General features: G+C 71.3%; 19 protein-coding genes and 1 other RNA gene. 4 read left to right on the top strand and 16 right to left on the bottom strand.

Features of this window, described 5'->3' with window-relative positions; all coding sequences use genetic code 11:
- Positions 1-84 precede the first annotated feature (84 nt).
- The 5 genes from ACFYY2_RS19825 to ACFYY2_RS19805 form a co-directional block, all read right to left on the bottom strand.
- Positions 85-1,518 carry an NAD-dependent malic enzyme gene (locus ACFYY2_RS19825; protein ID WP_388744507.1) on the bottom strand — a complete coding sequence of 478 codons (1,434 nt, stop codon included), beginning with the start codon at positions 1,516-1,518 and terminating at the stop codon, positions 85-87.
- 457 nt (positions 1,519-1,975) lie between these two features.
- Positions 1,976-4,348, bottom strand: a complete 2,373-nt coding sequence (locus ACFYY2_RS19820) for a HelD family protein (protein WP_388744504.1) — start codon at positions 4,346-4,348, stop codon at positions 1,976-1,978.
- 128 nt (positions 4,349-4,476) lie between these two features.
- Positions 4,477-5,349 carry an anti-sigma factor family protein gene (locus ACFYY2_RS19815; protein WP_388744502.1) on the bottom strand — a complete coding sequence of 291 codons (873 nt, stop codon included), beginning with the start codon at positions 5,347-5,349 and terminating at the stop codon, positions 4,477-4,479.
- Positions 5,346-5,933 carry a sigma-70 family RNA polymerase sigma factor gene (locus ACFYY2_RS19810; protein WP_388744499.1) on the bottom strand — a complete coding sequence of 196 codons (588 nt, stop codon included), beginning with the start codon at positions 5,931-5,933 and terminating at the stop codon, positions 5,346-5,348. The genes ACFYY2_RS19815 and ACFYY2_RS19810 overlap by 4 nt, the downstream gene beginning before the upstream one ends.
- A gap of 135 nt (positions 5,934-6,068) precedes the next feature.
- A complete protein-coding gene (locus ACFYY2_RS19805; protein ID WP_388744497.1) occupies positions 6,069-6,656 on the bottom strand; it encodes a CGNR zinc finger domain-containing protein in 588 nt (195 codons plus the stop codon).
- Between the two features lie 105 nt (positions 6,657-6,761).
- On the opposite strand from ACFYY2_RS19805, the gene ACFYY2_RS19800 reads away from it, so the two are divergent.
- Entirely contained in the window at positions 6,762-7,367 is a 606-nt protein-coding gene (locus tag ACFYY2_RS19800; protein ID WP_388744494.1) for a GNAT family N-acetyltransferase, read from the top strand.
- Here ACFYY2_RS19800 and ACFYY2_RS19795 read toward each other — a convergent pair.
- From ACFYY2_RS19795 to ACFYY2_RS19775, 5 genes are all read right to left on the bottom strand, one after another.
- Positions 7,300-7,863: a GNAT family N-acetyltransferase gene (locus ACFYY2_RS19795; RefSeq protein WP_388744490.1), complete on the bottom strand. Its 564-nt coding sequence runs from the start codon at positions 7,861-7,863 to the stop codon at positions 7,300-7,302. The two genes, ACFYY2_RS19800 and ACFYY2_RS19795, sit on opposite strands and share 68 nt — an antisense overlap.
- Positions 7,864-7,883: 20 nt before the next feature.
- Positions 7,884-9,029: a uroporphyrinogen-III synthase gene (locus ACFYY2_RS19790; protein WP_388744487.1), complete on the bottom strand. Its 1,146-nt coding sequence runs from the start codon at positions 9,027-9,029 to the stop codon at positions 7,884-7,886.
- A 130-nt stretch (positions 9,030-9,159) separates the two neighbouring features.
- Positions 9,160-10,491: a nitrate/nitrite transporter gene (locus ACFYY2_RS19785; RefSeq protein WP_388744484.1), complete on the bottom strand. Its 1,332-nt coding sequence runs from the start codon at positions 10,489-10,491 to the stop codon at positions 9,160-9,162.
- Positions 10,492-10,649: 158 nt separating this feature from the next.
- On the bottom strand, positions 10,650-12,014 hold the full coding sequence (locus ACFYY2_RS19780) for an acyltransferase (protein ID WP_388744480.1): 1,365 nt from the start codon (positions 12,012-12,014) through the stop codon (positions 10,650-10,652).
- Entirely contained in the window at positions 12,011-14,209 is a 2,199-nt protein-coding gene (locus tag ACFYY2_RS19775) for a glycosyltransferase (protein WP_388744477.1), read from the bottom strand. Before ACFYY2_RS19775 ends, ACFYY2_RS19780 begins: the two co-directional genes overlap by 4 nt.
- Before the next feature lie 37 nt (positions 14,210-14,246).
- On the opposite strand from ACFYY2_RS19775, the gene ACFYY2_RS19770 reads away from it, so the two are divergent.
- The gene (locus tag ACFYY2_RS19770; RefSeq protein WP_388744475.1) at positions 14,247-14,693 is read left to right on the top strand and encodes a hypothetical protein; all 447 of its coding nucleotides are present in this window, start codon (positions 14,247-14,249) and stop codon (positions 14,691-14,693) included.
- Between the two features lie 338 nt (positions 14,694-15,031).
- Here ACFYY2_RS19770 and ACFYY2_RS19765 read toward each other — a convergent pair whose 3' ends face one another.
- Entirely contained in the window at positions 15,032-16,003 is a 972-nt protein-coding gene (locus ACFYY2_RS19765; protein ID WP_388744473.1) for a LysR family transcriptional regulator, read from the bottom strand.
- Between the two features lie 84 nt (positions 16,004-16,087).
- Here ACFYY2_RS19765 and ACFYY2_RS19760 point away from each other — a divergent pair, with 84 nt between their 5' ends.
- Positions 16,088-17,305, top strand: coding sequence for an MFS transporter (locus ACFYY2_RS19760; protein WP_388744470.1), 1,218 nt, complete (start codon positions 16,088-16,090; stop codon positions 17,303-17,305).
- 67 nt (positions 17,306-17,372) lie between these two features.
- Here the strand turns inward: ACFYY2_RS19760 and ssrA are convergent.
- From ssrA to ftsE, 5 genes are all read right to left on the bottom strand, one after another.
- Positions 17,373-17,760: a transfer-messenger RNA gene (gene ssrA / locus ACFYY2_RS19755) on the bottom strand.
- Positions 17,761-17,870: 110 nt separating this feature from the next.
- On the bottom strand, positions 17,871-18,359 hold the full coding sequence (gene smpB, locus ACFYY2_RS19750; protein ID WP_327118018.1) for an SsrA-binding protein SmpB: 489 nt from the start codon (positions 18,357-18,359) through the stop codon (positions 17,871-17,873).
- Positions 18,360-18,377: 18 nt separating this feature from the next.
- Positions 18,378-19,565 (bottom strand): S41 family peptidase, encoded by a 1,188-nt coding sequence (locus tag ACFYY2_RS19745; RefSeq protein ID WP_388744466.1) that lies wholly within the window; start codon positions 19,563-19,565, stop codon positions 18,378-18,380.
- Positions 19,566-19,633: 68 nt separating this feature from the next.
- Positions 19,634-20,554, bottom strand: coding sequence for a permease-like cell division protein FtsX (gene ftsX, locus ACFYY2_RS19740; RefSeq protein WP_388744463.1), 921 nt, complete (start codon positions 20,552-20,554; stop codon positions 19,634-19,636).
- A gap of 68 nt (positions 20,555-20,622) precedes the next feature.
- Positions 20,623-21,312, bottom strand: coding sequence for a cell division ATP-binding protein FtsE (ftsE, locus tag ACFYY2_RS19735; protein WP_327118012.1), 690 nt, complete (start codon positions 21,310-21,312; stop codon positions 20,623-20,625).
- A 257-nt stretch (positions 21,313-21,569) separates the two neighbouring features.
- Between ftsE and ACFYY2_RS19730 the strand changes: the two genes are divergently transcribed.
- Positions 21,570-21,761, top strand: coding sequence for a hypothetical protein (locus ACFYY2_RS19730; protein WP_388744460.1), 192 nt, complete (start codon positions 21,570-21,572; stop codon positions 21,759-21,761).
- Positions 21,762-21,782 lie beyond the last annotated feature (21 nt).

Below are 21,782 nucleotides of genomic sequence, written 5' to 3'. Positions count from 1 at the left end.
CGGACGTGAGGTACGGCACCGTCCCCGGGAGCCGGTGACGGCCCCCGGGGACGGGGTGTGACTGGGCCGTACGGCCCAACGGCCCTACGCGGGGTCGGTCGTGGCCTCCGCCACCCCGGCCGCCCTGGCGGCGTCCCGGACGGCGCCGGCCACGGCGCCCGCGACCTTGTCGTTGAAGACGGACGGGATGATGTAGTTGGCGTTGACCTCGTCCTCGGCCACGACGTCGGCCAGGGCCCGCGCGGCGGCCAGCATCATGCCCGTGTCGACGGTGCGGGACTGGGCGTCAAGCAGGCCGCGGAACACGCCCGGGAAGACCAGCACGTTGTTGATCTGGTTCGGGAAGTCGGAACGCCCGGTCGCGACGACCGCGGCCGTCTCGCGCGCGACGGCGGGGTCCACCTCGGGGTCCGGGTTCGCGAGCGCGAACACGATCGCGCCGTCGGCCATCGCCGCGACGTCGGCGCCGTCCAGCACGTTGGGGGCCGAGACTCCGATGAAGACGTCCGAGCCGACCACGGCCTCCTTGAGCGTGCCCGTTACGCCCTCGGGGTTGGTGTTGTCGGCGATCCAGCGCAGCGGCGAGTCCGGGGTGGCGTCCACCAGGTCCTCGCGGCCCGCGTGCACCACACCGTGGATGTCGGCGACGACCGTGTGCTTGACGCCCGCGGCGATGAGCAGCTTGAGGATGGCCGTACCGGCGGCACCCGCACCGGACATGACGACCCGTACGTCACCGATCGCCTTGCCCACCACGCGCAGCGCGTTGGTCAGCGCGGCCAGGACGACGATCGCCGTGCCGTGCTGGTCGTCGTGGAAGACGGGGATGTCGAGGGCCTCGCGCAGCCGTGCCTCGATCTCGAAGCAGCGGGGGGCGGAGATGTCCTCCAGGTTGATCCCGGCGAAGCCGGGGGCGATCGCCTTGACGATGGCGACGATCTCGTCGGTGTCCTGGGTGTCCAGGCAGATCGGCCAGGCGTCGATGCCGGCGAAGCGCTTGAAGAGGGCGGCCTTGCCCTCCATCACGGGCAGCGAGGCCATGGGGCCGATGTTGCCGAGGCCGAGCACGGCGGAGCCGTCGGTGACGACGGCGACGGAGTTCCGCTTGATGGTCAGACGGCGGGCGTCCTCGGGGTTCTCGGCGATCGCCATGCAGACCCGCGCCACACCCGGGGTGTAGATCATCGACAGGTCGTCACGGTTGCGGATGGGGTGCTTGGACGCCATCTCGATCTTGCCGCCGAGGTGCATCAGGAACGTACGGTCGGAGACCTTGCCGAGGAGGACGCCCTCGATGCCGCGCAGGCCCTCGACGATCTCGTCCGCGTGCGAGGTGGAGGAAGCCGCGATCGTGACGTCGATCCGCAGCTTCTCGTGGCCGGAAGCGGTCACGTCGAGGCCGGTGACCGAGCCGCCGGAGGACTCCACGGCCGTGGTGAGCTGGGAGACCGCGGTGCCGCTCGCGGGCACCTCCAGCCTGACCGTCATCGAGTACGAGACGCTGGGCGCCGTTGCCATGGCCGAGTCCTTCGCTTTCCTGAGCTTCGTTGCCTCGCGCGGGCGGGGCCGGGCCCCGTACGCGCGTTCCGATCGTCGCACCTACTGGCCGGTAGCCGGTAATGACTGCCACATTTCGGAAAGTTGTTTCCACCATACGAGAAGTGGCCGACGCGCGTAACCCCGGCCGGCCGGCAACCGCTGCCGCTGCCGCTGCCGCTGCCGCTGCCGCTGCCGCTGCCGCTGCCGGAAACGCAAACAGACCCGCGTCACCAGCAGGTGACGCGGGTCTGTCTTCCAGCAGTCGAACGACACCGGCCCGCCATGCTCGCCTCGCGGCAAGTGGTCGCTCGTAGCGACGAAGGTTGGGCCCGGGGGCTTGGATCGAGCCGGTGCCGACTCCAGGCTAACAAAGACCCCGGAAAAGTGATTCCCGTACGGCGGGTTGACTTCGGGAGCCGCTCCGCACAGGGCCGCCTCAGTCCCTCAGCAGGTCCGGAACACCGTCCTCGTCGGGCATGTCACGCTCCCCCGAGACGACGGTCAGCTGCTGCGTCGCACGGGTGAGGGCCACGTAGAGCACCCTCAGTCCGGCAGGCGACTCGTCGGCGATCTCCGCCGGCGAGACGACCACCGTGGCGTCGTACTCCAGGCCCTTGGCCTCCAGGCTGCCGAGCGCGACCACGCGTTCGCCGAGCTCCTCCAGCCAGGCACGGGCCTCCGCACGGCGGTTCATCGCCACGACCACACCGACGGTGCCGTCCACCGCCGCGAGGAGCCTGCGCGCCTCCTCCCGGACGGTCGAGGCGAGGTCGCCGTCCCGCACCGTCTCGAAGCGCGGCTCGACACCCGTGGAGCGGACCGCGGCCGGGGACTCCATCCCCGGCATGGCCAGTGCCAGCACCTTCGCCGCGAGTTCGGCGATCTCCGCCGGGTTGCGGTAGTTGACGGTGAGCGTGAACTGGCGCCGCGGGCGCCTGCCGAGCGCCTCGTCGCGGGCCGCGGACGCCTCGTCCGGATCCGACCAGGACGACTGGGCCGCATCGCCGACGATCGTCCATGTGGCGTGCCGCCCCCGGCGGCCGACCATCCGCCACTGCATCGGCGTCAGGTCCTGCGCCTCGTCGACGATGACGTGGGCGTACTCCGTGCGTTCCGCCGCCAGCCGCTCGGCGCGCTCGCGCTGGGTCTCCTCGCGCCGGGGCATCAGTTCCTCCAGCCCGGTGAGCTGGTCCAGCGGGTCGAGCTCGCGCTTGCGCTTGGGGCGTGCCGGGGTGCCCAGCAGCGTCTGCAGCTCGTCCAGCAGCGCCACGTCGTGGACGGAGAGCGGGCCCTTTCCGTCCTCGTCCAGCCGCTTCAGCGAGCGGGCCAGACGGCGGACCTCACCCTGGTTGAGGATCCGGCGCGCCCACCGGTTCAGCCGCCGCTCGTCGGCCATCGCGGCCAGGACCCGGCGGGGGGTGAGTTCCGGCCACCAGGCGTTCAGGAACGCGAGGAACGGGGTCTCGGTCGACACGTCGTCGTCGAACGTGGACCGCAGCTCCGCCGCCAGTTCGGGATCGGTGTAGCGGCCCCGGCCCGACGACTTGCTCCACAGGGCGTCCAGGAGCAGTTTGCGGGCGCGCGGGCGCAGCAGGTTGACCGGGGCGGTGCCGCCGAGGACGTTGTGCCGGATGCGCCGGAGCTCCTCGGCGTCGAGCTCGACCCGGGCGCCGAAGGCCACCACCCGAAGCCGGGTGGGGGTCCCCGCCTCCGCCGGGGCGGCGTCACCGAACTCCAGCTGCCCCTCCTGGGCCGCGGAGCGGGGAGCCGGCTGCTCCAGCGCCCCGCGGGCCGCCTTGCGCAGCACGTGGAGCATCCGCGAGGAGCCCTTGATCCGGGCGACGGCGGGCTCGTCGTACGTGGTCGCGCCCTCGACGCCGGCGGCCTCGTCGGACAGTGACCCGACGGCGCGGATCGCTACCTGGCCCTCCTCGCCGAGCGAGGGCAGCACCCCTTCGGTGTAGGCGACCAGGAGCGGGGTCGGCGAGACGACGAGGATGCCGCCCGAGTACCGCCGCCTGTCCTGGTAGAGCAGGTAGGCGGCCCGGTGCAGGGCCACGGCCGTCTTGCCGGTGCCGGGCCCGCCGGACACCTCGGTGACGGACGCCGCGGGAGCGCGGATGACCATGTCCTGCTCGGCCTGGATCGACGAGACGATGTCCCGCATCGTATGGCTGCGGGCCTGGCCCAGGGCGGCCATCAGGGCGCCGTCGCCGACCACGGGCAGCTTGTCGCCGCCCAGGTGCGCGGTCAGCTCCGGGCGCATGAGGTCGTCCTCCACGCCCAGGACCCTGCGGCCCTTGGAGCGGATGACCCGGCGGCGTACGACCCGGCCGGGGTCCTTGGGCGTCGACCGGTAGAACGGCGCGGCGGCCGGTGCGCGCCAGTCGATGACCAGCGGCGCGTAGTCCGAGTCCAGGACTCCTATGCGGCCGATGTGGAGGGTCTCCGCGATTTCGGCGGTGCCGTCCTCCCGCACGGCGTCGTCGGCCGCCTCCACGGAGGTGAAGGCGCCGTCCGGACCGCGTTCGCCGTCCTTGCCGCGGAGCAGGTCGATGCGCCCGAACAGGAAGTCCTCGAACTCGCTGTTCAGCCGATTGAGATGGACTCCGGCGCGGAAGACCTGGGCGTCCCGTTCGGCGAGTGCCCCGGGGGTGCCGACCTGGCCCCGCCGGCTGGCGTCCCGCATGAGAAATTCCGCCTCGTCGATCTTCTCTTCGAGACGGTGGTAGACCCGGTCCAGATGTTCTTGTTCGACACCGATTTCCCGGTCCCGCAACGAATCGACAGCGGCATCCTGCGCGGCCACCGAGGCCCCCTTCTGACGTGCATCGGGCAGCCGTCAACCGTACGCGAAAGGGGGCCCCGAGCGCACCTGCCGCCCGTGTTGCGTTTTGTGCGTTTCATCCGGACCGGGCCTGATCCGGACGAAACCGCTCACGCGCCGATCTCCACCAGCCGGTCCCCGTCGAAGGTCCGCACCTCGAAGTGGTCGATGTCCTCCCGGGCCATCGCGGCGCCGCCGTGCACGTAGAGCGGGTGCGCGGCGCTCTCGTGGGAGGAGCCCTCGATGCCGTACCCCCACTTCGGCACGGACCAGGAGGTGACGACCTCCTCGTCGCCGTTCCTCGACACGGCGATCAGACTGCACTTCTGCGGTCCCTTGACGTTCTTGAGCTCCAGGACCGTGTGCGTGCCCCAGGCCTTGGGCTCCATGCCGACCGTGGCGTCGACCTTCGTCACGGGGTCGGTGGCCGACTTCTTCTCCGGCATGTGGTTGAAGAAGGCGTCCTCGGCGGGGCTCGTGGGATGCGGGCCCGCCGCTTCGACCCGTTTCCCGGAGTCCTCGCCCGCCGTCGCGGTGACGGCGATCACCGGGCCGCCGATCACGAGGACCGCGGCCGCCGCGATCAGATACCCGGCGCGCCGCCGCCGCTGGGAGCGCTTCCGCGCGACCTCGTCGACGAGGCCGTCCAGCAGCCGGGGCGCGGGAGGCACCGGCACGTGCGGGACGGGCCGCGCTCCCGGGTCGGCCGACGGCGCCTCGGCCAGCATGGCCAGCATGGGCTCCATCCCGGCGAACTCGTCGAGGTGCGCGGCGCACAGCGCGCAGCCGGCCAGGTGGGCCTCGAAGGCGCTCGTCTCGGCGTCGTCGAGGATTCCCAGCACGTAGGCACCGGCGGCGTCGTGGCCCGCGCCCTCCTCGGGGAAGCCGAAGGGGCCGGACGCGCGCGGAGGCCCGGAGGAGCCCGCCGGCCCGCGGGGACCGGACCGAGGAGGCCCGAACGGCTGCCATCCGTCGTCGCTCATGCCGTGATCCCCCTTTCTTCGAGTGCGAGCTTCATGGAGCGGAGTGCGTAGAACACCCGGGACCGCACGGTCCCGCTGGGGATTCCCAGCACTTCGGCGGCCTCGTTGACCGTACGGCCCCTGAAGTAGGTCTCGACCAATGCTTCCCGGTGTGCCGGGGTCAAATCGTCGAGCGCGTCCGACAGCGTCATCAGCCACAACGCCTTGTCGATCTCGTCCTCCGCGGGAATGACCTCCAGCGGCGACGGATCGACCTCGCGCGGCCGGGCCTGCCGGCTGCGGTGGCCGTCGATGACGATGCGTCGGGCGACCGTCACCAGCCAGGGGCGGACTGAGCCGGTGGCCCGGTTGAGCGAACCGGCGTTCTTCCAGGCACGGATGAGCGTTTCCTGCACCACGTCCTCCGCCCGCTGGCGGTCACCCGCCACGAGACGGAGGACATAGGCGAGCAGGGGTCCGGCGTGCTCGCGGTACAACGCCCGCATCAGCTCCTCGTCGGGGACCTCGGAGGAGGAGGGGGTCGGTGCACCACGATGCCGGGCCCTGCGCGGACGGTCATCGGCCACGGCCGCATCCTTGCGCACACGAACCTCCCGGTCGAGACCCTGTCGAGCTCTGTCCCCATCGATACGGGAACGGGACCGGGTTCATTCAGACTCGGCCCAACTTTCTTTCGGACAGGGGAATATGGGGGAGGACGACGTGTTCGTGACGGCGTGTCACGGAAGGGCGCGCACGCGTCGTCTGTGCCGCGCCACCCGCTCCCTGTTCCCGCAGACCTCACTGGAGCACCAGCGGCGCCGCAGCCCCCTGGACGTGTCCAGGTAGAGCCGCGCGCAGGCGTCGCCCTCGCACCGGCGCAGCCCCGCCCGCGCCACCGGGTCGGTCAGCAGGTCCACGGCGTCGCGGGCGACCGCCGCGAGCAGTTCACCGCACGCCGGGGCCGCGGGCAGCACCCGGACGAGCGCACCGTCCCGATCGCGCACCGCGCGCAGCCCCGGAGGAGGTCCCGCGGCCAGCGCATTGACCTGGTCCAGAGCCGTCTCCGCCCGCTCGCCGCCGAGTTGGGACGCCATCAGACGGTCGAGGACCGCACGCAACTGCCGGAAGCGGGCCACCCAGGTCTCGTCCACGGCCGCCAGCGGCGTCCCGTACGGGACGAGCCCCGAGGCCGCCAGCCACTCGGCGAGGCGCGCGGGGCGGTCGAGCCGCTCACGGCCACCGGACCCCGCCCCCGTCGCCACCAGGTCCAGGCAGACGCGCCCGGATGTGAACCACCGGTCGTGAACGCCCGTACCCGCCGCCATGAGCCTGCCACCGCCTCGGGGTCACCTGTCGAGGAGAGCCGTCCCCAGAGTGCCCCCATCCGGCCCGGCCCGTAACCCCTCCCGGCACCGCCGTACCGTGTCCGCATGAACGAGGACGCGGTCATACTGACGGCCGGTGCGCTGCTGCTGCGGCCCTGGCATCCGGACGACGTGCCGCAGCTGCTGTCGGCGTACGACGACCCCGCGATGCGGCGGTGGCTCAGGACCCAGGTCCCCGACGCCGGGGAGGCCGCGCGCTGGATGGCGGTCCAGCGGGACGGCTGGGCAGCCGGCACCCGGTTCAGCTTCGCCGTGACCGACACGGACCGGGGCGGCGAGATCGTCGGCAACCTCGCGCTGAACCGCCCCGTGCCCGGCGCGGAGACCGCCGTGGCCGGCTACTGGACGGCGGCGTCCGCGCGCGGCCGGGGCGTGGCCCCGCGTGCGCTGGGGGCGCTCACCGACTGGGCGTTCGCCACCTTCGCCGAGGACGGTCTCCGGCGCCTGGACCTCTTCCACGAGGTGGGCAACGAGGCGTCCTGCCGCGTCGCCGAGAAGTCCGGCTTCCCGATGGCCGAGGCTGTGCCGGCCCGGCCGCCGCGGTATCTCCTGGGCGGCCACCGGCACTCCCGCGCGGCGGTGCTCAGCCCTGCGGCGGGCCGTCGTGCAGGATCCGCTGGAACATCCGGTGGTCCTGCCACGCACCGTTGATGTGGAGGTAGCGCGGCGCGGTGCCGTAGAGCTCGAATCCGCACTTGTCCAGCACGCGCTGCGAGGCGACGTTGTCCAGGACCGTGCCCGCCGCGACGCGGTGCAGTCCGAGCCCGTCCCGCGCCAGCTCACAGACCCGCGACACGGCGGCCGTGGCCAGACCCCGTCCGGCGTGGTCGACGTCGATCCAGTAGCCGAGCCTGGCGTTGCGGAACGCCCCGCGCTCGATCGACACGAGCGTCATCGCCCCGACGACGCGGTCGTCCCCGTCGGCCAGCACCCAGGGCATCGCGCGCCCCGCGTCGCGGTCCGCGAGCAGCGCGGTCAGCCGCTGCTCCTGGCCCTCGGGGGTGTAGAAGGCGTCGGGGCGGACGGGATCCCAGCGCCGCATGTAGGCACGGCTCCGGGTCAGGGTCTCGGCGAAGGAGGCCGCGTCACCGAGGGCCGCGGGCCGCATCCGGACGTCGTCGGTCAGCGGGTGGGTGTCATCGATCATGCCCGCACGGTAGTACGCGGTCAGGAGCCGTCGTACTTGCCGTCGGCGGCGGGGTCCAGCGCCAGCCGGTAGCCGCGTTTGACGACCGTCTGGATGAGCCGCGGCACCCCGAGTGCCGTACGCAGCCGGGCCATCGCCGTCTCGACCGCGTGCTCGTCGCTGCCGCTGCCGGGTAGCGCGCGCAGCAGGTCGGCGCGCGAGACGACCCAGCCCGGCCTGCGGGCCAGGCTGTTCAGCAGCGCCATGCCGGCCGGCGGGACCGGGCGCAGGACGCCGTCGACCAGCACGGCGTGGCCCCGGATCCCGACCGTGTGCCCGGCGACGGGCAGGGTGCGGGCGCGGGCGGGCAGCCTGCCGCAGAGCACCTGGACGAGCGGCCCCAGGCGGAAGCGTTCCGGCTGGACGGTGTCGACGCCCTTCGCCTGCAGGGGCAGCGCCGTGACCGGTCCGACGCAGGCCGCCAGCACGTCATGGCGCAGGGCGTCCAGGACCTCGGGGAGCATGCCGCGGGCCTCGGCCCTGTTCAGGTACGAGGCGGCGGCGGGGGCGCTGGTGAAGGTCAGCGCGTCCAGACCGCGGGCGACGGTGACGTCGAGCATGCGGTCGAGCGGGGCGATGTCCTCCGGGGGCATCCACCGGTACACGGGCACGCCCACGACCTCGGCGCCCGCCGCCCGGAGCGCCTCCACGAAGCCGGGCAGCGGTTCGCCGTGCAGCTGGAGCGCGACCCGGCGCCCGGAGACCCCCTCCTCCAGGAGCCTGTCCAGGACCTCGGCCATCGACTCCGACAGCGGCGACCACGCCTCGGTGAGCCCGGCCGCACGGATGGCGCCCTTGACCTTGGGGCCGCGTGCGAGCAGTTCGACGCCCCGCAGCAGGTCGAGCAGCCGCTCACCGACGCCCCAGCCGTCGGCGGCCTCCACCCAGCCCCGGAAGCCGATGGCGGTGGTGGCGACGACGACGTCGGGTGCGTCGTCGATCAGCTGCTCGGTGGCGGCCAGGAGTTCGCTGTCGTCGGCCAGCGGCACGATCCGCAGGGCCGGCGCGTGCAGGACCGACGCGCCCCTGCGCCTGAGGAGCGTCCCGAGCTCCTCGGCGCGACGGGCTGCGGTCACCCCGACCGTGAAGCCCGCGAGGGGCCCGTGCTGTGCGTCGTCGTCCTGCATGGCGTGATACCCGGCTCTCGTCCCGCTGTTGCTCGGTCGTGCGGAGGACCGAGACTGTCAACACCGCGTGACGGTCTCGGTTCTCCTGTATTTCCCGCCCGTTACGTCGTGCGACGCCTGGTGGCCATCCTCACACCTCGGCGTAGCTGAGCTGGGGCTTCGCGGCCACCGCCGCCGTCCGCCGAAGGTATACCGCCCACGTGAGGGTGAAGCAGACCGCGTAGAAGACGAGGAAGGCGGTGAAGGCGGCCGTTCCGCTGCCCGAGGTCTGGAAGGACTGACGGAAGGCCAGGTTGATCGCGAGGCCGCCCAGCGCCCCGACCGCCCCGATGAGCCCCATGGCGGCACCGGAGAGCCGCCGGCCGTGGGCCGCCGCCTCCTCGCCCCGCAGCCCCTTGGCGATTCCCTGCGCATGGAAGATGCCCGGGATCATCTTGAAGGTCGAGCCGTTGCCGAGCCCCGTCAGGACGAACAGCGCGATGAAGCCGACGAGGAACACCGGCAGCGACTCGATGCCGGAGGCGTAGACGACGACGCCGGTCGCCGCGGCCATGGCCGCGAAGTTCCAGAGCGTGATCCGGGCGCCGCCGTACCGGTCCGCGAGCAGGCCGCCGGCGGGCCGGATCAGGGAGCCGAGCAGCGGGCCGATGAAGGTGAGCGAGGCGGCCTGCAGCGGGGTCCGGCCGAACTGCGTCTGCAGGACCAGGCCGAAGGCGAAGCTGTAGCCGATGAAGGAACCGAAGGTGCCGATGTAGAGCACCGACATGATCCAGGTGTGCGGCTCGCGCACGGCCTGGAGCGCGGCCCCGGTGTCGTTGCGCACGGGCCTGAGGTTGTCCATCCGCAGGGCGGCGCCGAGCGCGGCGACGACGATCAGCGGCAGGTACACGCCGAGCACGATCCGGGGGTGCGCCGCACCGGCCGTGCCGATCACCAGCAGGCCGGTCAGCTGGACGACGGGCACGCCGATGTTGCCGCCGCCCGCGTTGAGGCCGAGGGCCCAGCCCTTCTTCCGCAGCGGGAAGAAGGCGTTGATGTTCGTCATGGAGGAGGCGAAGTTGCCGCCCCCGATGCCGGTGAGCGCGGCGACCAGGAGGAAGGTGGTGTAGGAGGTGCCGGGCTCCATCACCAGGAAGGCGGCGACGGTCGGGGCGAGGAGCGACAGGGCGCTGAAGACGGTCCAGTTGCGCCCGCCGAAGATCGCGACCGCGAAGGTGTACGGCACCCTGACGATCGCGCCGACCAGGGTGGCCGTGGAGATCAGGAAGAACTTACCGGCGGGATCGACGCCGTACTCCGGACCCATGAACAGGACCATGACGGACCACAGGGACCAGACCGAGAACCCGATGTGCTCCGAGAGCACGGAGAACCACAGGTTGCGGCGGGCGGTCCGCTCGCCGGTCTCCCGCCAGAACGTCTCGTCCTCCGGCTCCCACTTCTCGATCCAACGACCGGCCATCACGTGCCTCCACAGGGTCGGGGTGCTGTGCGTCCGACGCTAGGGAGCGCGCGTTTCGGGGCGGTGCCGTGAGGTGACCGGTGCGCAACCTTGCTCTCACTCGGGCACCGGGCGTGCGGTGAGCCCCGTGGCCGGGCCCACCGCACCGCCTCGGGCACTCAGGATCTGCGGGCCCGCCCCGCCCCGCTCGGCCACAGCCGGGGCCGGCGCTTCGCGGCGACGTCCTCGACCCAGCCGAAGGCGACGATCACCAGCCCGATCAGGGGCCAGACGGCGATCAGCACCAGCACCTCGTACGACCGCTCCAGATACGTGCCGAAGGTGTCGCCGAACCACGGGACGGCCCAGAGCTCGTCCACCAGGTGCGCCGCGGGGATCAGCAGCAGGTTGTGCCAGAGATAGATCGTCACGGCCCTGTTGTTGGCCAGCGTCACCAGGCCGTCGTACCCGGCGAGCCTGCCGGGGAGCTTCTGCCACGACGGCGCGTAGACCAGGAGGATCGCGCAGAACCCGAGGGACCAGGTCGCCTGGGCGAGCGGGATCTCGTCGAGGTTCCAGCCCTCCTCGGTGAGATGGCCGGAGGCCCACCAGAGGCCGAAGCCCATCACGATCGCCGCGGAAGACACCGCGATGTAGCGCGGGACCTCCTTCAGCAGACCGTCGTTGTGGGCGAAGCCCAGGATCCAGCAGGAGCCGAACACCGCGAAGTCGAGCAGCCCCTCGCCGAAGGCGCCGGGCACGGTCACGAGACCGGTGCCGATCACGGCGGTGAGGGCGACCGGGGCGAGCAGCGTGACCCACGGCAGCCTGCGGAACGCCTTGAGCAGCAGGGGCGAGGCGAGCACGAACAGGAGGTAGGCCCGGATGTACCAGAGCGGGCCCGCCGCCTGGTCGGCCCAGCTCAGCTCCAGCCAGCCGCCGGCCGAGCCGTTCTCCTCCGGATACGGGGGTGCGGTGAGCGGGAGGACGTAGCTGCCGAGCTTGATGAACCACCACAGCCCCTCCTCCCGGACGGGCTTCCAGCTCAGCGCGAACATCACCGGCACGACGACGAGCGAGAACGCCCACATCGGGGGGAGCAGCCGGCGCAGACGGCCGCGGACGACGCCCGCCGCCGGCCGGGCCAGCGAGCGTGCCATCAGTGATCCGGCCAGGGCGAACATCACGCCCATGGACGGGAAGAGGACGGTCAGCCAGGCCCAGCCGAAAAGGTGGAAGACCACGACGCGGACGAGGGCGACGGCCCTGAGCAGGTCGAGGTACCGGTCACGGCCGGGCTTGGCCCGGGTGGCGGCGGTCCCCTCGGCGGCGTCCGGAGCCTCCGGCGGCCGCTCCGGTGACACCGCCGGGGCGGAGACGGAGCCGGCCCGGGGAGCGGGCGGCGCGGGCAGCGGGGCGGTGTACACGGCACCGGCGTGCACCGGGTGGGTGCTGACCTGCTGCGACGGTGCCCACCGGTCGTCGGGCGGCGGCCAGGAGCCGTCGTCGTGGGCGTCCTGCCGAGGTCGGTCCGGATGGGTCATGCCACCGGCCTCCGGTCCCTGTCGGACTCCGTGCGACGCACCTGCGTGCCCCCGGGCGCTTCCACCACACCGGTCCGGCGCAGCTTCTGCCAGCGCAGCCGGCCTCCGGTCAGAGCGGTGATCCAGGACTGGAGCAGCACGACGTACATCAGCTGCCGGTAGAGGACCTGCTGGAGGGGCAGGGAGATCAGGTGGGTCATGCGTTCCTTGTCGAGCCGGAAGGCGTACGCGGCGCAGACGGCCTGCACCAGAAGGACCCCGAACCAGGCCGCGACCGTCTTCCCGGTGGGTCCGAAGACCACTCCGTACAGGAGGAAGACGTCGATCAGGGGCGCGAGCAGCGGGGCGACGACCATGAACAGGGAGACGAACGGCAGCCCCACGCGCCCGAAGCGGCCCGAGGGGCCCCGCTCGACGACGGCGCGGCGGTGCTTCCAGATGGCCTGCATCGTGCCGTACGACCACCGGTAGCGCTGCGACCACAGCTGCTGCACGGACTCCGGGGCCTCGGTCCACGCGCGGGCGTTCTCGGCGTAGACGACGCGCCAGCCGTCGCGGTGCAGGGCCATGGTGACGTCGGTGTCCTCGGCGAGGGTGTCCTCGCTCATGCCGCCGACGCGGTCGAGCGCGGTCCTGCGGAAGGCTCCGACCGCGCCGGGGATGGTGGGCATGCAGCCCAGGAGGTCGTACATGCGGCGGTCGAGGTTGAAGCCCATGACGTACTCGATGTGCTGCCAGGCGCCGATCAGCGAGTCGCGGTTGCCGACCTTGGCGTTGCCGGCGACGGCGCCGACCCGGGAGTCGGCGAACGGCTGCACGAGCTCGCGCACCGTGGAGGGCTCGAACACCGTGTCGCCGTCCATCATCACGACGATGTCGTAACGGGCGTGTGCGATGCCGTTGTTGAGCGCCGCGGGCTTGCCGGAGTTGCGCTGGCGGACGACGCGGACGTTGGGGATCCACATCGCCTCGACCAGGTCGGCCGTACCGTCCGTCGAGCCGTCGTCGATGACGATGACCTCGATCGGGTAGTCACTGGCCACCAGCGATCTCACCGTGGCCTCGATGCACTCCCGCTCGTTGTAGGCGGGGACCAGCACCGACACGGGCCGGGTGAACGGCTCGCCCCAGCTGAAGTCCTTGCGGCGCACCTTCCTGGCGTGCAGGAAGGAGAGCAGCAGCATCAGCCCGAAGCGGACCATGACCAGGACGCCGATGACGGCGAGCCCGACCACCAGGACACCGGTGACGTTCTCGGAGATCTCGACGGCTCCGACGAACGCCTTGCCCTTCCAGAGCGCGAGCCCGGTGACCGGGGTGTGTGCGCTGGGGGCGCCGAGCGCCGTCGTGAGGTTCGTGAAGTCGTAGCCGCGCGCCTGCATCTGCGGGAGGAACTTCGCCAGGGCGGTGACGGTCTGGGACCGGTTGCCGCCGGAGTCGTGCATGAGGATGACGGCGCCCTTGCCGTGCTTGGGAGTGGCGCGCTCGATGATCGCGTCGACGCCGGGGCGCTTCCAGTCCTCGCTGTCCGTGTTGTTCACGACGGTGAGGTAGCCGCGGCTGCCGATGTACTGCGTCACCGGCCAGGACTTGTTGTCCATGGCGTCGGCGAACGAGGAGTACGGCGGCCGGAACAGGGAGGTCCGGATTCCGGCCGCCCCCGCCAGCACCAGCTGGTTCTGGGACAGCTCCCAGTCGATGCGGCTGGTGGACTGGAAGGAGAGGTCGGGGTGGTTGAAGGTGTGCAGCCCGACCTCGTGGCCCTCGTCGACCATCCGCCTGACCAGACCGGGGTAGCGCGAGGCCATGGTGCCGGTGACGAAGAAGACGCCGTGCGCGTGCTGCCTCTTGAGCTCGTCCAGGACCCGCGGGGTCCAGACCGGGTCGGGGCCGTCGTCGAAGGTCAGGACGATCTTGTGGTCGGGTATGCGCAGCGTCTGGGCGGGTGCGCCCTTCGTCCGGGCGTCGATGACCGGACCGCCCTCCAGCACGTCGTCGGGGACCTGGGAGGTGGGAGCCGGTGCCTGGATGCGGTGGTCGGCGAGGATCTCGCTGTGCACGTATCCGCGCAGCATGAGCATGGCGAGCAGGGCCACGAGAAGGAGCGACGGAAGCAGATAGCGCATGGGAAGCCTGCGCCGGACGGTCCGCTTCTTCTTCCGGTTGTGCCTGCCCCGCGGGGCGGGGGTTGTCATCTACTGAGCGCCTTCTTGTGGTTGCACCGGGGATTCCGTGGGATCCGGGGACGTCGGCGGGCTCTCCTCGACGGGCGGGGCGACGGTGGCCGGCGCGGACGTCTCAGCGGCAGGCGGCACGGAGGCCGAGTTGCCGGGGGCGGGAGCCGAAGAGGAGTTGTTCCGCGGCGGCTTCACGGACGCGGACGCGGAGGCGCTCGCGCCGGGCGCGGCCGTCCTCCCCGAGGCGGACGCACCCTGCGACGGAGCCGCGCCGGGGGCGCCGGAGACCGTGGCGGACGCTTCGGGCGGCGTGGCCCCCGGGACCGCCGAGACGGCCTTCTCGCTCGGCGCCGGCCTGACCTCGGCCTTCTCCGCCCGCTTCTCGTCCTGTCCGGAGAGCGGCAGCCAGGGAGCACTGGAATTCCCGCCGAGGACGGCGACGACCAGCGTCACCGCGTACACGGCACAGACCGCGGCGAGGACCCAGCCCACCCGCCGGTAGGTCTTGCTGCGGCGGCCGCTCTCGTCGACGAACACCGGGCCGTCAGCGGGAGCCGGCGGGCCGGGTTCGACGGGCAGTTCGGAGAGCTGACGTCCCAGTCCGTCGAGTTGGACGGTGACGTCGTTCGGCTCGTGCGTATGCCCGGTTCGGGTACCTTCACGCCAATTTTCCACAGGTGTTGCCACTTCCCCCACTCAATGAAGCAGGTGCGCGGGAATGACTGGAATCTTGCCAACGAACAGGGCCCCCACCCCGTCCGCGCATCACTTGTCACCGTGCACCCGAAGCACCGAATGTAGCGCACGCCGACCTTCGAAATGCCGGATCCCACCTGTTGTTCATGAACGGTGACGCATGAGTGACGCATCGGTTCCGGGTAGCCATGACTTCGGTGGCCGCACCATCCATCCTTCCGCCGCAGCCAGTTCGGCCACTGCGGCGCGCAGCGCGGTCAGCCCGGGGTGGTCGACGCCCTTGCGCCACACCATAAGGAGCGGGGACAGCGGCACGGGACGCACGAGGGGGCGCAGAACCGTTCCAGGCAGGGGCGGAAAGCCGGACACGGCCAGTACGGGGTTGCCGGACTTCGCCATGACCCGTTGAAATTCAGCCACTCCCACGGCGAGCGGCGCGGGCGGGGCGAGGACGACGCCCCACTCCGCGAAGAGCAGCGCCGCGAGGTCCGTCCACTCCAGCGTGCGCGTATTGCCCGCCCCCGCATAGACGGTTTCGCCGGCCAGATCGCTCATGGCGACCGCCTCGCGCCCGGCGAGCGGGTGATCGTCGGGCAGGAGAACGGCCATCGGCTCGTACCGCACGGGCTGTACGCCGAGTCCGGCGAGCACCGCGGGGCTCAGCCCGGCGGCCCGGCCGAAGGACACGTCGAGCCGGCCGGCGAGCACTTCACCGGCCGCCCAGGTGAGCCCGCTCTCGAAGCGCGCCATCAGCTCGCACTCCGGCGCGAGCTCCCGCGCGCGGGCCAGAACCCGGGCCGCGGTCATCCCGTCGGTGTTCAGGTCGACGAGCAGCGGCCGGTTCCCCGGGCCCGCGAAGGCGGCCGTCAGTCCGGCGTGGGCGCCGAGCACCCGCCGGGCGAGCGGAAGCAGACGTTCCCCGTCCTCGGTGAGCGACACCTGCCGGGTGGTGCGCACGAAGAACTCACGGCCCAGTTCGCGCTCCAGCCGGCGGATGTCCCGGCTCAGGGCCTGCTGCGCCACATAGAGACGCGCGGCGGCACGGGTGAAGTGCAACTCCTCGGCCACGGCGACGAAAGCGCGCAGGAGCCGGGGGTCGGTGTCGTGGGCGGGCACGCGGGCCAACTTACAACAGAAGTGCGTGAATGCGCCCCGAGCAGGTGTTGGACGGTGCGGACCGCCCGACCCGAGGGTGGACGGGTGCCCCACGAAACCGCCGCCCCGTCCACCGCGACGGCCCCCGCCCCCTTCTCCGCCGGAGCGGGCAACCCCTACGTCCGCCTGCTCTCCACCCCCGGCGCTCGGGCCTTCACCGCCGGCAACCTCATCGCCCGGCTCCCCATGGGGATGTTCAGCGTCAGCGCCGTCATCATGATCGCCGCGGCCCACGGTTCGTACGCCCTGGCCGGAGCGGTCACCGCGACGGGCCTGGCCGCGACGGCCGTCGTCGCCCCGTGGACGGCACGGCTCGTCGACCGCCACGGCCAGGCCAGGGTCGCCGTGCCCGCCACCGCGTTCGCCACGCTCGGCTCCGTCGCCCTGCTGCTCTGCGTGCACTACGACGCGCCGGTCTGGACGCTCTTCGCCGCGTACGCCGCAACGGCGACCACCCCCAACACCGGCGGCATGTCGCGGGCCCGCTGGGCGCATCTGCACCGGGGCGATCCCGCGGCCCTGCACACCGCGAACTCCTTCGAACAGGCCGTCGACGAGCTGTGCTTCATGCTCGGCCCGGTGCTCGCCGCCTCCCTGTGCGGGACGCTCTTCCCGGAGGCCGGCACGCTCACCGGGGCGGTCCTCCTGATGACCGGCGTCCTCGTCTTCGCGGCGCAGCGTGCGACGGAGCCCCCGGTGGCACCCCGCGCCAGGGCCGCCTCCCCGCTGCGCACCCCGGGGATACCCGCCCTGATGGCCGTCTTCCTCGCGACGGGGGCGGTGTTCGGTGCCATGGAGGTCGTCTCCATCGCTCACGCGGGAGGCGCGATCCTCGCTCTCCAGGCGGGCGGTTCCTGCGTCGCCGGACTGCTGTACGGCGCGCTGCGCCCCACCGGTCCGATCCGCCGCAGACTGCTGCTCTGCCTGGCGGGCATGACCGCCTTGATGTCCCTGCCCCTCGTCGCCGCGACGGCCACGGACTCCCTGCCCGTCCTGGCCTGCGGCCTGCTCGCGGCCGGAGCCGCCACCGCGCCCACCATGGTCACCGGCATGACCCTGGTCCAGCGGCTCACGCCGCCGGATCGGCTCAACGAGGGAATGACGCTCGCCGTCACCGCGCTGCTGGGCGGCATAGCGGCCGGCTCGGCGACGGGCGGCTGGACGGTGGAGCACGCGGGTACGGCGACGGGCTACGCGGTCCCGGTGTGCGCGGCGGCCCTGGCCCTGGTCATCGCGGTGGCCGGCACCCGCAGGACCGTCTGAACACACGAAACACGAAAAACGAGGACCCCGTCACCGAATGGCGACGGGGTCCTCGTTCACATGGGAATTGTGGAGATGGCGGGAATCGAACCCGCGTCCAACGGTGCAGAACCAGGGCTTCTCCGAGTGCAGTCCGCTGCGCTTTTCTCGGCCCCGGAGGTCACGCGAACAAGCCTCCGACAGGCCCAGTCACTGTTAGATTTCCTTCAGAGCCCCGTGACCGGGCTCAGAAGTTTAGATCCCTAGTTGATGCCAGGATCCGGGTCGGGATCACCCCCGGGCTGACACTCCGCAGAGTCTTCGCTTAGCTGCTAATTAGGCAGCGAGGGCGAAGGCGGAGGAATCGCGCTTAGAAGTGGCGATTATTGTTTGCGACATATGGTTTACGAGATCATTGTCGCTTCCTCGACTCGCTTCCCCTGCCTCGACATCCGCTGTCGAAACCGATCATCCCCATGTTGATTTTTCAAATCGCGCACCTTCGCTGAGGTGCACGGCCCATCGTACGTGACCAACGCGCACGGATGCCACCGTATTCCGGCGGCCCCCGGGGCCACCGCCCCGGCTACCCCTGGCGCTGCCGCCGGCGGGCCGCCGCGATCGCGCGGTTCGTCTCCCGCGTGTCCTGCTTCTCGCGCAGCGTCTGGCGCTTGTCGAACTCCTTCTTGCCCTTCGCGAGCGCGATCTCGACCTTGACCCTGCCGTCCTTGAAGTACAGGGCGAGCGGCACGATCGTGTGGCCCGTCTCCTGCGACTTGGACTCCAGCTTGTCGATCTCGGCCCGGTGCAGCAGCAGCTTGCGCTTGCGCTTGGCCGCGTGGTTGGTCCAGGTGCCCTGCACGTACTCGGGGACGTGGATGTTGTGGAGCCACGCCTCGTGGTTGTCGATCTGGACGAAGCCGTCGACCAGCGACGCCCTGCCCATCCGCAGCGACTTGACCTCCGTGCCCATGAGCACGAGACCGCACTCGTAGGTGTCGAGGACGTGGTAGTCGTGCCGCGCCTTCTTGTTCTGCGCGATCATCTTGCGCCCGGTGTCTTTTTCCTTGGCCATAGTGCGGTCATTTTCGCACTACGACCCACCCCCGAGGCCACTCAATACCGTCTCGCCCCGCTCCTGGGCCTCGGGGCCCGCCCCGACGTCCGGCGTGATGCCGCTCCCCTCGACGCTCCGGCCGGCGGGGGTGCGGTAGTGGCCGACGGTCAGCTCGGCCACCGAACCTCCCGGCAGCTTGCTGGGCATCTGCACGGAGCCCTTGCCGAAGGTGCGCGACCCGACGGTCACCGCCCGCCCCCGGTCCTGCAGCGCACCGGTCAGCAGTTCGGCGGCGCTCATCGTCCCGCCGTCCACGAGGACGACGACCGGCCGCTCGGTGTCCCCGCCCGGCTCGGCGTACAGCGCGCGCTGCTCCCCGTGCACGTCGTAGGTGGCGACGAGTCCGCCGTCCAGGAAGGCGGAGGAGGCGGTCACGGCCTCGGTGACCAGACCGCCGGAATTGGCGCGGAGGTCGAGCAGGATCCCGGCGTCCCCAGGGGCGTCGTCCACCGCGTCGCGGACCGCCGTGCCCGCGCCCTTGGTGAAGGCCGCGACCTTGATCAGCACGGCGGCGGACGGGCTCGCGCCCAGCCTGCGCACGCTGACCGGGTGCGTGGTGAGCCGGGCCCGGCGCAGCGGCGCGCTCCAGGCACGCCCCCCGCGGCTCAGCCCGAGGACCACCGAGGTCCCCTCGGCGGCTCCCGTGCGGTCCCCGCGCAGCAGCGCCACCACCTCGGCGACGGGGCGCTTCCCGACCGGGCGGCCGTCGACCGTGCGCAGCACGTCGCCCTTGCGCACGCCCGCCCGGTCCGCGGGACCGCCCGGCTGGACGCTCGTGACGGTGACGTCCCCGTGGACCGACCGGCGGGCGGAGACGCCCACGCCCGTGTAGGTACCGTCCAGGGACCGCTCGAAGTCCTCGTACTCCCGCTCGTCGTACACGGCGCCCCAGCGGTCGCCGCTGCGGCTGACGACCTCCTCGGCCGCGTCCTTGCCCGACTTCCCGTCGGCCTCGGCGTCGGCGACCGCCTCGGCGATCTCCTCGCGGTCCACGGGCCCGACGGTGGAGGAGACCGCGCGGGCCTTTATCTCCGTACCCGTCTCGCTCTCACGGGGCAGCGACCCGGTGGCCGCGGCCGTCGCCAGCACGCTCGCGAAGACCAACGTCAGGGCCGCCCCGCGGTGGAGACCTCGGGGTTTCACATGGTGCTCAGGGCCCGGCATGTGGCCGAGTCTAGGACAACGCCCCGTCGGCACACGGCTCGTTGGCCGCATGCCGTACGGGGCGATCGTCACACCTTGAGGTACTTGCGCAGAGCGAAGAGAGCCGCGACGGCGGGCATCAGCAGCCCGATGGCGATGACCAGAGGCAGCTTGGTCAGCACCGCGTCCCACCCTATGAACTCGATCAGGTTCAGCTTCTCCTGCAGCGCGAGACCGCCGTCGATCAGGAAGTAGCGGGCGGCCAGCAGGATGACGCAGGCGAGCAGTCCGCCGATGAGACCGGCGAAGGCGGCCTCCATGATGAACGGCATCTGGATGTAGAAGCCCGAAGCCCCCACCAGCCGCATGATGCCCGTCTCACGTCTCCGGCTGAACGCCGAGACGCGGACGGTGTTCACGATGAGCATCAGCGCGATGACCAGCATCAGCGCCATCAGGAAGACGGCGGCCACGTTCATGCCGTTCATCAGCCCGAAGAGGTTGTCCAGGATGCTGCGCTGGTCCTGTACGGACTGCACCCCGTCACGGCCGGCGAAGGCGGTCGCGACCACCTTGTACTTCTGCGGGTCCTTGAGCTTGACCCGGAACGACTCCTGCATCTGGTCCGGCGTGATGTTGCCGGCCATCGGCGAGTCGCCGAACTGCTCCTGGTAGTGCTTGTACGCCTCGTCGACCGTCTCGAACTGGACGGGCTTCTCGACGACGTCCATCTTCTCGAGATCGGCCTTGATCTCGCTCTTCTGCTCCGCCGTGACGGCGCCCTTGGCGCACTTGGGCACGTCCTTGGCGTCGTTCTTGTTGCAGAGGAAGATCGAGACGTTGACCTTGTCGTACCAGTAGGTCTTCATCGAGCTGACCTGCTCGCGCATGAGGAGCGCGCCGCCGAACAGGGCCAGCGAGAGGGCGACGGAGACCACGACGGCGAAGGTCATCGTGAGGTTGCGACGAAGACCGACGCCGATCTCCGACAGGACGAACTGGGCGCGCATGGCGTCCTTTCAGTACTCGATGCTCGTGCGGGTGCCCGGTGGGGCCGACGACCGGAGGGTGTTCCCTCTCAGTGCTGGTAGCCGTAGACGCCACGCGCCTGGTCGCGTACGAGGCGGCCCTGCTCGAGCTCGATGACGCGCTTGCGCATCTGGTCGACGATGTTCTGGTCGTGGGTCGCCATGATCACGGTCGTGCCGGTCCGGTTGATCCGGTCCAGCAGCTTCATGATGCCCACGGAGGTCTGCGGGTCGAGGTTGCCCGTGGGCTCGTCCGCGATCAGCAGCATCGGACGGTTGACGAAGGCCCGGGCGATCGCCACACGTTGCTGCTCACCACCGGAGAGCTCGCCGGGCATCCGGTCCTCCTTGCCCCCGAGACCGACGAGGTCGAGGACCTGGGGCACGGCCTTGCGGATCTCGCCGCGGGGCTTGCCGATGACCTCCTGCGCGAAGGCGACGTTCTCGGCGACGGTCTTGTTGGGCAGGAGCCGGAAGTCCTGGAAGACCGTGCCCAGCTGGCGGCGCATCTGCGGCACCTTCCAGTTGGACAGCCGCGCGAGGTCCTTGCCGAGCACGTGGACCATGCCCTGACTGGCGCGCTCCTCCCGGAGGATGAGGCGCATGAAGGTGGACTTGCCGGAGCCTGAGGAGCCCACCAGGAAGACGAACTCGCCCTTCTCGATGTCGAGTGAGACGTCCCGGAGAGCTGGACGGCTCTGCTTCGGGTAGGTCTTGGAGACGCTGTCGAATCGGATCACGAATGCACCACGGTCGGCCGGGGGTAGGTGAGCGTGACCATACGCGAACCAGGCTCGGGCGTGCAGTCGGCGTCCGTCAATGGGTGATTTGTGACGGAAAGCGGCCTGGAACGAAACGGGGCGTGCCGGACCTTGTCCGGCGGGCCGCGCCGAAACCGTCCCGAGCTGGCACAGTGGTAGGGGAACAGTTGCGTTTCCCGGAGCGTTGTGCGGAGAGCACGTACATGCGGCTCCGCCGCGCGGGAGGAGGACTGCGCATGACCTATGACCGACTGGTGTGCGCGAACTGCGCGTCGCCCGTGGCCGAGGGGCGTTGCCCCGTCTGCCGGGCGAGCCGGGAGCGCATGCAGGAACCAGGTCTGTTCGCGGGCCTCAACCCGGCGATGCTGATCGCCCTGATGGTGATCCTGGTGGCCGCTCTGGCGCTGCTGGCGCACCAGGCCGTCTGACGACCGGAAGCGGCCCCGGCG

The organism is Streptomyces sp. NPDC001822 (assembly GCF_042892135.1).
GTDB lineage: Bacteria > Actinomycetota > Actinomycetes > Streptomycetales > Streptomycetaceae > Streptomyces.
This window is presented reverse-complemented; position numbering and strand designations above follow the sequence as displayed.

Bases quoted from the DNA above. Each gene is read 5' to 3' on its own strand.
- ACFYY2_RS19825 (WP_388744507.1), bottom strand. From the start codon at position 1,518: ATGGCAACGGCGCCCAGCGTCTCGTACTCGATGACGGTCAGGCTGGAG.
- ACFYY2_RS19815 (WP_388744502.1), bottom strand. From the start codon at position 5,349: ATGAGCGACGACGGATGGCAGCCGTTCGGGCCTCCTCGGTCCGGTCCC.
- ACFYY2_RS19805 (WP_388744497.1), bottom strand. From the start codon at position 6,656: ATGGCGGCGGGTACGGGCGTTCACGACCGGTGGTTCACATCCGGGCGC.
- ACFYY2_RS19800 (WP_388744494.1), top strand. From the start codon at position 6,762: ATGAACGAGGACGCGGTCATACTGACGGCCGGTGCGCTGCTGCTGCGG.
- ACFYY2_RS19795 (WP_388744490.1), bottom strand. From the start codon at position 7,863: ATGATCGATGACACCCACCCGCTGACCGACGACGTCCGGATGCGGCCC.
- ACFYY2_RS19790 (WP_388744487.1), bottom strand. From the start codon at position 9,029: ATGCAGGACGACGACGCACAGCACGGGCCCCTCGCGGGCTTCACGGTC.
- ACFYY2_RS19785 (WP_388744484.1), bottom strand. From the start codon at position 10,491: ATGGCCGGTCGTTGGATCGAGAAGTGGGAGCCGGAGGACGAGACGTTC.
- ACFYY2_RS19780 (WP_388744480.1), bottom strand. From the start codon at position 12,014: ATGACCCATCCGGACCGACCTCGGCAGGACGCCCACGACGACGGCTCC.
- ACFYY2_RS19775 (WP_388744477.1), bottom strand. From the start codon at position 14,209: ATGACAACCCCCGCCCCGCGGGGCAGGCACAACCGGAAGAAGAAGCGG.
- smpB (WP_327118018.1), bottom strand. From the start codon at position 18,359: ATGGCCAAGGAAAAAGACACCGGGCGCAAGATGATCGCGCAGAACAAG.
- ACFYY2_RS19745 (WP_388744466.1), bottom strand. From the start codon at position 19,565: ATGCCGGGCCCTGAGCACCATGTGAAACCCCGAGGTCTCCACCGCGGG.
- ftsX (WP_388744463.1), bottom strand. From the start codon at position 20,554: ATGCGCGCCCAGTTCGTCCTGTCGGAGATCGGCGTCGGTCTTCGTCGC.
- ACFYY2_RS19730 (WP_388744460.1), top strand. From the start codon at position 21,570: ATGACCTATGACCGACTGGTGTGCGCGAACTGCGCGTCGCCCGTGGCC.